Raw genomic sequence first — 9,578 nt, 5'->3', positions numbered from 1 at the left:
TTATCAGTTTTTTCAATTCTTCACGGGTAATCCATTTTTTAACTTTTAAAGAAGGGGTTCTACTCATGAATAATAATTATGATCTTCATTAGTTAAAAATATTACGTCTTATACTATAAATGGAAAACTATATATACTCAATATGCATTATTATACATTACGTTCCACAAAAAATTGAAATGATAGACATTCGCTTCATCCTCGCTAAGATGTTTTTTTAACCGGAGCTTTTTAACCATTCCGTGCTCCGGGTTTTTTATTTATTTTAAAGATAATTTGATTAATCACCATCTGTTAATTGATATAATTAATTTCAAACATTTTTATGGTAATTAAATCATGTGGGACCATATTTTTCCTACTAAATGTCTAACCGATATGCTTAAATATAGCATTCATTTAATATTATACATACCATAATCAAAATCTAACAGGGGGCTAATTCCATGAATAATAAAACAATAGCAATTATTGCAGCAGTTATCGTAGTTATTGCCGCTGTAGGTGTTTATGCTTACACAACAGTTACTGGTCCAGATAAATCAAAGCTTAGGATCTCAACAACTACAAGCTTAGAAGATACAGGACTATTAAAAGAGTTAGAAGCAGCATTTGAGAGAAAATATCCTGGAGTAGATGTTCATGTCGTTTCTGGAGGAACCGGTATAGCCATACAGTACGGTGAAAGGGGCGACGTAGATCTTATGCTTGTCCACGATAAAGCAAGGGAAACAAAATTTGTTAACGAAGGTTTCGGTACAAACCGTACTGAATTTGCTTTCAACTACTTCTGGATTGTAGGCCCTGCCGATGACCCTGCAGGTATTAAAGGTTTGAATGCTACAGAAGCGTTCAAAAAAATAGCTGAAGAAGGAAAAACAAATCCTCAGGTTGAATTCGTATCCCGTGGTGACGATTCAGGTACACATGCAAGGGAAAAGAAAATATGGAATACCAGCGGAATAGACATTAATAAAACCAAAGGTCCATGGTATATAGAAAGTGGTAAAGGAATGGGAGATACATTAATAATTGCCAATGAGAAAAATGCTTACACAATATCTGATTCAGGGACATTCCTGTCATTTTCTAAGGAGGGTAAAATAAAGCTTGTACCTTTAGTAACAACAGGAAGAGACTTACTGAATGTTTATACAGCAATACCCATCAATCCACAGAAACATCCAAGAACCAATGTAGAAGCAGGAAATAATTTTGTAAACTTCATGCTTTCACCAGAAGGGCAAGAAATAATTGGTAACTTTGGTAAAGCCAAGTTTGGAGAGCCATTGTTTACACCCGTGCCAACAAATCCTGTACCTGCACTAATTGCTCCGCTATTAAGTGTTCCTGCACATTCTTAATCAGGAACTTTTCTTTTTTATTTTTAAATATTAAAGAACATTGTTTTGGGGATTTGAAATTGAATATTTTTTCAGGTTAATGAAAATTCTCATATATAACGGGTAGTAACTATAAATTTAGAATCATAAAAACATTAATTTACCTTTACAAGTTATTAAACAGTTATTATAAGATTATCTATTTTCAGGTGGTTAAGTGAATGAAATAATTGGAGCAATTGAACAGGCAATATACCTAATAGCGACGTTTGACCCTGAAGTGGTTGAAATAACTATAAGAAGTCTTTATATATCTCTTACAGCCACTTTTATAGCCTCTTTAATAGCAATCCCTGTTGGGGGAATGATTTATTATTATGACTTTTATGGGAAACGTACGATAATTAATCTTATCCAGACTCTTTACAGCGCCCCTACAGTTTTAGTTGGACTTTTTCTTTTTCTGCTAATATCTCACCAGGGGCCTTTCGGATTTCTAAACCTTCTTTTTACTCCTACTGGAATGATAATTGGACAGACATTGTTAATAATGCCAATTCTTGTTGGATTTACTATCACAGCACTTGTAGGAGTTAGCAGCCATATAAAAGAATTAGCAATATCTTTAGGAGCAAGTGCGTCTCAAACAATAGTTACTATCGTAAAAGAAGCAAGATATGCCATAATGGGTGCAGTTATACTTGGTTTTGGAAGGGCCATATCTGAAGTAGGAGTAGCTATACTTATCGGGGGAAATATAAGGGGTTTTACAAGAGTTTTTACCACAACAATATCTCTTGAAACGTCTAAAGGTAATATAGAGCTTTCAATAGCTTTAGGATTTATACTCCTGGCTATTGCACTTATCATTAATTTAATGCTGAACTTTTTGCAGGGTAGAGATTAAAGCAGGTAAATTAGAATTATTCAACTGGTGGAAATAATGTACATAGTAGAACTGGAAAATATTAACAAAAATTACGGAGAACTCCATGTACTCAAAGATATAAATATAAAGTTTAAAAAAGGAACCAGCACAGCACTTGTTGGTCCAACTGGCTCAGGTAAAACAGTTTTACTTAGATTAATTGATCTTCTGGAAAAACCATCCTCAGGAACGATTTATTTTGAAGGTGCTGATGCAAATGAATCTAATAGCAGGCGTCTAAAAATACGAAGGCATATTGGAATGGTTTTTCAAAAGCCGCTTGCATTCAAGTCCAGTGTTTATGATAATATTGCATATGGTTTAAGAGTAAGGGGAAAAACAGAAAACATGGATGAGAAAATCAAAGAGATGCTTAAAGTCATTGGTCTTGAAGGCTATGATGATAGAAATGCACTTAAATTATCAGGGGGAGAAACCCAAAGACTTGCACTTGCACGGGCAATGGTTACAGATCCCGAACTCTTGCTTCTGGATGAACCAACTGCAAACCTTGACCCTATATCCACCATCAGAATGGAAGAATTGGTTACAAAAATTAATCAGGAATTTGAAACAACAGTCATCATGACCACACACAACCTTATGCAGGGGCAAAAACTTGGAGATAGAATGGTTATACTAAGTAAAGGCCGTATCTGCCAAAATGGAACTCCAAAAGAAATATTTAGAAAACCCAAAAATAAATTTGTGGCGGATTTTATTGGTATTGAAAATCTAATGACTGGAGAAGTAGAAACCGATGAAAATGGTTTAGTAAGCATAAAAACTGATTCAATCAGAATATTTACTTTAACAGAAAAAAGGGGTACTGTAAATTTCAGCATAAGACCTGATGAAATTACAATATCTCTTGAAAAAATTAATACAAGTGCAAGAAATGTTATTAATGGAGAAGTTCAGGAAATAATAGATACAGGGTCACTTATAAGGCTTGTAGTTAATGCTGGAGAATTATTCACAGTTTTTATAACTCGAGAATCGCTTAGGGAACTTGATATTTCTATTAAAACTCCTGTTTGGATGTATTTTAAAGCATCTGCGGTTCATGTATTTTAAAAAAGGATTTGAATTTCTTTCATTTATTCATGTTCAGTGCAGTCTTTTGCAGTGGCTAAACTAACTAATATCCAGCAGCGTATTACAGTTATGAATGTATTCTTTTTATAAAATAATGGCTGATTATCCCTGCAACAAATCCAATTGCCATATTTGTCAGAAGGGAACCTATAACAGTAATTACTAATGGAACAACTGATATTTCAGCTTTAAGGTCTCTCGTAAAGTTTAATAAGCCAATACTTACCATGATCATCATGGCCCCAATTATTGCACCGGGAAATCCTTTAAAGAGAATTACTATAGACCCTGAAAAGAAAAACCCCAGAATGATATAAATAATTCCTTCCATGATATTTGTACCACCAGTTCTTGCTCCAAAATAATACTGGCCTGCAAGACCTCCGGCACCATGACATAAGGGCATGCCACCAAAAAAAGGCAGAGTTATATTCATAATACCAATATTTAAAGCAATTTTCTTCTCTGAAACTGCTCTTTCAGGAAAATATTCTTTTATAAGATATGCAGTTGCTATTACTGCATTTGTAGCTGTTAACGGTATTTGAGCAAGCCCAACAGCAACAATGGATTCCCAGATTTGATTTATAGAAAAAATAACTGGACGGGGGAGAGTTAAATGAGGACCTCCAATAGAAAGAAGTGTACCTTGAAAGAACATTATGGTGATGCCCATTATCAGTAAAATAATCGCTGCTGGAGCATAACGGTTGTTTCTTAGAACTAAAATTATGATAATACTTATAATTGTCAGCATCCATCCTTCTTGAATGAATTTAAGAGCTTCAATTGCAAGTAGTAGGGCCAGTGATGCCTGAATACCCTGTACCACTGATTTTGGAGTTATTCGAGCAAACCATGTCATTAAACCCGTGGACCCAATAAACAGCCAGATTATCCCCATCCCAATTCCTGAAGCATATATTAATGAAGGCTGCCAGCCGGATGCTATTGCAAAAACTGCAAGGGCTTTCATAGGTTCAATGGGCATTGGAATTTTAAAATACAAACCTGTGATAATGGTTGCAATACCCATCATCACCAGAAATCCTGTAGGATCTAAACCACAAACTACGATGTAACCTATGGCTAAGGGAAGTAGAGTTCCATAATCTCCGGTAGCTCCTGCAAGTTCCTGTAAATTGAACCTATAATCTCCAATTTTCATAAAGATAAACCTTAAACTTAGTGATAGTATAAACGAATGATCAGTTCTGTTTATTTAAAATATCATTTTATTTTTAAAGGGACACAAGCAGTTCTATGGTCCATGTCCACAATTTTTACATTTATTCCATAGGTTTTTTCCATGTTTTCTTCAGTAATAACATTTTCCGGTGTTCCTAAAAATACAGGAAAAACGAGAAATTAAACAACTGAAAATTACACAACATGATGATATAATCGATATGTATATATGTACAATAAGAATACTTAAAATTAGTTTTAGAGTTTAAAATAATTAATACACGAAATACAATATAATATTATCAAAAAATTTGATCTCAACCCCTATTTAAAGAAAAAAGTTGAAAATTTCGTGCAATTGCAGCAGAACTTTCAAAAAAATATCCCTTAGTTGGAGTTACCAGGCACCAGCTTTATGTGCATCCAGATATTCCTTTCACCTCACACAACAGTTGCGCAGTCATTCACCTCAATACAGATGATAAAGAGAGTATTGATGACATTTTTGAGATTGCTAAAAAAGAGATATATGATGATTTTATTGAAGGAAGCGATCCCGGACTTTCAGTAGCTCATGAAAGCCAGATTCTGCCATCTCTTGTTGCATATGCAAGGGATGCCAAAGATACTGTTTTAACACAGGAATATGCAAGAACCCTTGCCAAAAATCTTAATATTCGCCTTGAAGGACTTGGTGGAACTGAAGATGGTGTAATTGGAGCTATGGCAGGACTTGGATTAGCGTTTGCTGGTAATGATGGTAGATTTTTACTTAAGGATAATATAAGAAACTTATTAGGCCCTCAACCAGTTGAAAAATTGGTGGGTGCAGGTATTGATGCAGTTTACACGCTTGATGGTAGATTAATTACTGAAGGCATTATTCTAAATGATGAAAATAAGTCAGTAAAACCCTGTCTAGTTAATGGAAAATGTGTCCTTTTTGTTGATGATAATGAAGGAGTACTGAAAGCTGTTAAAAGAAATTAATATATTTAAAAAATAAAAATAGTTAAGCCCCATAGGGAGCTTAAACTAAGGGGTTATTTAGCTGGAGATGTTACTTCTTCTGCACTTTCCATTTTGGATGCGGATGCGTGAATTTCTTTAACTCGTTCTAAAATTCTTTCTACTATTTCTTTGTCTGATAATAGATCTGAATCTATGACCTTTTTCATTGTAAAAGCAACACCATCCATCCTATAGGCTGTTCCCTCAGCATGGATACCAATCTGTGCTGGCGGTATTATTATGTCTGCTAACTCTGTAGTTGGAGTTCTGTGAGGTTCAATGGCTATTACTGGAATTTCTGCCATTCGTTCTAATGCTCTTTGAGGGAAGTGCGCACCTGGATCTGCTCCTATTACAAACATAGCATCAGCTTCCTTGTTTTGAAGTAGATCGTTTGTACCTGTTTCTCCAGGGTTATATCTTGGATAACCTGTTGCAAAATCGACACAGAAAGGATATCCTGTCTGCCATGTGCAGACATGGTTAAAGCCGTTCACATTGTAATGTCCTCTCATAGGAATCAGTGTGAACTTTCCACCATATTCGTTAAGCTCCTGGATGGTACATATCCCTGCATCAATGTTTCGGTTTTTAGCACTGGTTTGGGTTATTCCCATTCCAAAAAAGAGGTTACCAAACTGGGCATTTTTAAGTAATTCAACTGCCCCATATATTAGATCTCTTGGAACACCTGCAACATTTTCATAAAGGATTTTATGTCCCTTCATAGCAGCTCTTATAGCATCCAGTAACTCGTAGTCTTTTCCAGGCTCTACCTGGAGGTGTACATCTGCTAATTTTGCTGTATCTGACTCTCTTGGATCCACCACGATAAGTGTTCTATCTGGTCTTCCTCTTTCTCTAAAGTACCCTCTTGAAAATAAGTGTCGGCCCATATGTCTTGGGTGTGCATGCATTGGATTGCATGCCCAGTATATAATAACATCGGCACGGTTTTTAACTTCTCCCAGTGTGCATACAGGGTATCCTGTATCCTGAACTGCTAACAAAGATGGTCCATGGCAGACAGTTGCAGTATTATCTATTATCCCTTTCACTTCTTCTGCAAGTTCTACACCCACCTCATCAGCTTCACATGAGACAGAACTCCAGCCATATAATACTGGTCTTTTTGCGTTTACAAGTATCTCGGCGGCTTTTTCTATAGCTTCATCATATTCAACTTCTACCAGTTCACCATTTGCTTTTCTTATCTGTGGCTTTTTATAAAGCTTAGCGTCTTTATGGTGCATAAATTTACTGTGTCCAATTCTACACGCATTTATGGTACCTACTATTTCGTTGTTTTCTACTTTACAGACGATATCATCACAGAGGGTTCCACAAAATGGGCATGGGACATTTTTTATAAGCTCCATTTATATCACTCCAAAGTTTTTTATTAATATTATTTTGTTTTTATGATTCAATTTATTTTTGGTTCAGTTTCTTTGTCATGGAACTATGTGAGCATTCTTTGCAGTTGCAGCGTATACTAATCCGTCTGCGCCTTTAGTTGCAAAGTCTCCTCTAAATTTATAAAATGAACCAGGTATAACTTCTCCGTCGATTTCTATGTCGTTTTCAGCTCCAAGAAATTCAAATCCTGGGAGAAACTCATCAATCTTTCCTTTCACGATTATGGTACCGCCTTTCATCTCTCCACCAGTTCTGGATATCACATTGCCATCTATAATCAAGACTCCACCATTCATGTGTATTCCTGGTAGCATCTTTACGTTTCCATTAATCTGGATTTTGCCTCCTAACATATATTCGGCAATTTCACGTCCGGCGTTTCCATGAACTGTGATTTTACCTCCTCTCATACCTCTCCAGTCACCACGGTAAGCTGAACCAAGATAATCACCGGCGTTTCCCATTACAACAATTTCTCCGCCTTCCATATTTCGTCCTGCCCATCCTTCAACATCTCCTTCCACTGTAATTTTTCCTCCCTTCATCTTAGCACCAACATACATGCTGGCGTTGCCTTTAACTACTATTTCACCGGTTGTCATTCCCTCTCCTATTCTTTTAGTGTTGTAAACATCACCGTTGAATTCAATTTGTAATTCTGAAGGGTTTTCACCAGATTCTCCGTCCACGTCAAAAAATTCTTTGAGTTCTACTTCGCTGTTACCATACTGGATATGCATAGATTTTATTTCCTCAATGGATTTACCGGCCAGTGTGTCTGGAAGGATAGTATCAACCTCAAGAGGTACCTGTGGCTGTTCTTTAGGTGTTAAAATTATTTTACTCATCATATCACCTGTTCATTTTTACTTACATTTTATTTCAATAGGAGTAGATCTTCTCATATACTCATTCCCTACTTCGTAATTTTCAAAGTTTATAGTGTAGTATTGTTTGAATTTCTTCTGGACATCAGAAATTACGTTCCTTTCTAATTCTTCATTGAAATTACAGTTTACCCAGTAAGTTCTACCATCCATTCGTGGTTTTACGACTTCACCATTTTTAACCACAATTTCTCCATCTTTAAACACATGATCTGCCTTTCTGAATACTGTTTCCACTGCCATATAATCAGATGACGCATCCTGTGTTTCAGGGTTGAATGAGTATACAGCAACATCTGCGTCAGCCCCAACACCAAGATGTCCTTTAGTCTCACTTAATCCCAGTACTCTGGCAGCTGTAGCTCTTGTAACCTGTGCAATCTCATATAAAGAATATTCACGGTCTATTGTTGCAATACTGCTTTTCTTTTGTGCCCATGAATGAAGTTCATTTTCAATAAGATCATTCCTGTATTTGCTGCTCATAAGCCATGCCATAATTCTTGGATATCGTATAAATGGCCCTGCATTTGGATGATCTGTTGTCATCATTATCTTGCCCGGGTCTTTAGTTAGAAGGAACAGTTCCATACCGATAGCCCACTGTGTTGAATGAACCGGATTCTTGGATGAATATATGAATGGAACAACTCCTGAACCTGTTTCAAGTTCAACGTCACAGTTTGCCCATTTAAATCCAGTTAGAGTGTATAAATCGAATTCCATTGGTCCGTCTGCAGTCATGGTTGTTGTTTCATCTAAGGTAATCTGTCCAACATCTATTGCTATATGATCATTTTTGTTTACATAGTCAGCGATTGCAGGGGCCTCAGATTCAAAGTCTCTCCAGGAGGTTCCTCCATAACTGTGGTACTGAACATGAGTTCCATACAATGAAATGTCCCTTTTTCCATATTTTGGGGATGCTTTAATGTTTTTGGCAATATCAAATGATGCAAGAGTTGTTTCGTAGTTTCCAGGATGTCCCAAGTCATTACAGTGCAGGTGTACAGAATGAGGTAAACCTAACATTTCATTGGCTTCAACAAGGCCTTTTATCATTTCTGCTCCTGTTATTCCAAAGTGTGGTGCGGGGTCGTTTATTCCATGTACATTTCCTCCCCATCCCCATGCTTCTGTACCACAGGGATTTACAACTTTAATTGCGTATCCTTTTGTAGCTCTCATAAGCCAGGCAATATAGGCTGCACACTCTTCAACTTCACCATTTTTTAAATACTCCATTACGAACCAGTTATTTCCAAGAAGTGGGTAAGCTCCCTTATCAAGTATTGGGGTGTCAACCATTTCTTCATGTGTGTGTCTTGCAACAAGCGGAGGCATAGCTGCTTCCATGGCAGTTGTATAACCCATTTCTGTGTATCTGTAACCTGTCATAAATGTTGATGGAACTGAAAATCCACTTCCTGATCTTCTATCCCCTGATTTTGCTTCAGCATCCTTTTCACTGTCTTCTGGACGCATCATTCTTCCAAGATTCACCTTTGGACCTGCTATATGTGTATGGGGCTCAACACCTCCAGCCATTACTGTTTTTCCAGAAGCATCCACCACTTCTGCAGATTTACTTACACTGTCCACTATTTTTCCATCTCTTATACAGATATCCATCTTTTCTCCATCGATGTTGTTTAGTGGATCATAGACCATTCCGTTTTTTATTATGTATTCCACGTGGAAATC

The 9,578-nt window shown here is 36.6% G+C and carries 8 protein-coding genes; 4 read left to right on the top strand and 4 right to left on the bottom strand.

Features of this window, described 5'->3' with window-relative positions:
- Positions 1 to 446: 446 nt before the first annotated feature.
- From PQ963_04185 to PQ963_04175, 3 genes are all read left to right on the top strand, one after another.
- A complete protein-coding gene (locus PQ963_04185; protein ID MEN4028862.1) occupies positions 447 to 1,364 on the top strand; it encodes a substrate-binding domain-containing protein in 918 nt (305 codons plus the stop codon).
- A 196-nt stretch (positions 1,365 to 1,560) separates the two neighbouring features.
- A complete protein-coding gene (locus PQ963_04180) occupies positions 1,561 to 2,250 on the top strand; it encodes an ABC transporter permease (protein ID MEN4028861.1) in 690 nt (229 codons plus the stop codon).
- Positions 2,251 to 2,286: 36 nt separating this feature from the next.
- Positions 2,287 to 3,348 carry an ABC transporter ATP-binding protein gene (locus PQ963_04175; protein MEN4028860.1) on the top strand — a complete coding sequence of 354 codons (1,062 nt, stop codon included), beginning with the start codon at positions 2,287 to 2,289 and terminating at the stop codon, positions 3,346 to 3,348.
- A gap of 88 nt (positions 3,349 to 3,436) precedes the next feature.
- Here the strand turns inward: PQ963_04175 and PQ963_04170 are convergent, their stop codons facing one another.
- Positions 3,437 to 4,537 carry a putative sulfate/molybdate transporter gene (locus tag PQ963_04170; protein ID MEN4028859.1) on the bottom strand — a complete coding sequence of 367 codons (1,101 nt, stop codon included), beginning with the start codon at positions 4,535 to 4,537 and terminating at the stop codon, positions 3,437 to 3,439.
- A gap of 437 nt (positions 4,538 to 4,974) precedes the next feature.
- Between PQ963_04170 and PQ963_04165 the strand changes: the two genes are divergently transcribed.
- The gene (locus tag PQ963_04165) at positions 4,975 to 5,547 is read left to right on the top strand and encodes an ABC transporter substrate-binding protein (GenBank protein MEN4028858.1); all 573 of its coding nucleotides are present in this window, start codon (positions 4,975 to 4,977) and stop codon (positions 5,545 to 5,547) included.
- Between the two features lie 53 nt (positions 5,548 to 5,600).
- Here the strand turns inward: PQ963_04165 and PQ963_04160 are convergent, their stop codons facing one another.
- The 3 genes from PQ963_04160 to fwdA form a co-directional block, all read right to left on the bottom strand.
- Positions 5,601 to 6,947 carry a formylmethanofuran dehydrogenase subunit B gene (locus tag PQ963_04160; GenBank protein MEN4028857.1) on the bottom strand — a complete coding sequence of 449 codons (1,347 nt, stop codon included), beginning with the start codon at positions 6,945 to 6,947 and terminating at the stop codon, positions 5,601 to 5,603.
- A 75-nt stretch (positions 6,948 to 7,022) separates the two neighbouring features.
- Entirely contained in the window at positions 7,023 to 7,835 is an 813-nt protein-coding gene (locus tag PQ963_04155; GenBank protein MEN4028856.1) for a formylmethanofuran dehydrogenase subunit C, read from the bottom strand.
- Positions 7,836 to 7,853: 18 nt separating this feature from the next.
- Positions 7,854 to 9,569 carry a tungsten-dependent formylmethanofuran dehydrogenase subunit FwdA gene (gene fwdA / locus PQ963_04150; protein MEN4028855.1) on the bottom strand — a complete coding sequence of 572 codons (1,716 nt, stop codon included), beginning with the start codon at positions 9,567 to 9,569 and terminating at the stop codon, positions 7,854 to 7,856.
- Between the last annotated feature and the right edge of the window lie 9 nt (positions 9,570 to 9,578).

Source organism: Methanobacterium sp. (assembly GCA_039666455.1).
In the GTDB taxonomy this organism is placed as follows: Archaea; Methanobacteriota; Methanobacteria; order Methanobacteriales; family Methanobacteriaceae; genus Methanobacterium_D.
The sequence above is the reverse complement of the archived record's forward strand: the minus strand, read 5'-3'. Positions and strand labels throughout refer to the sequence as shown.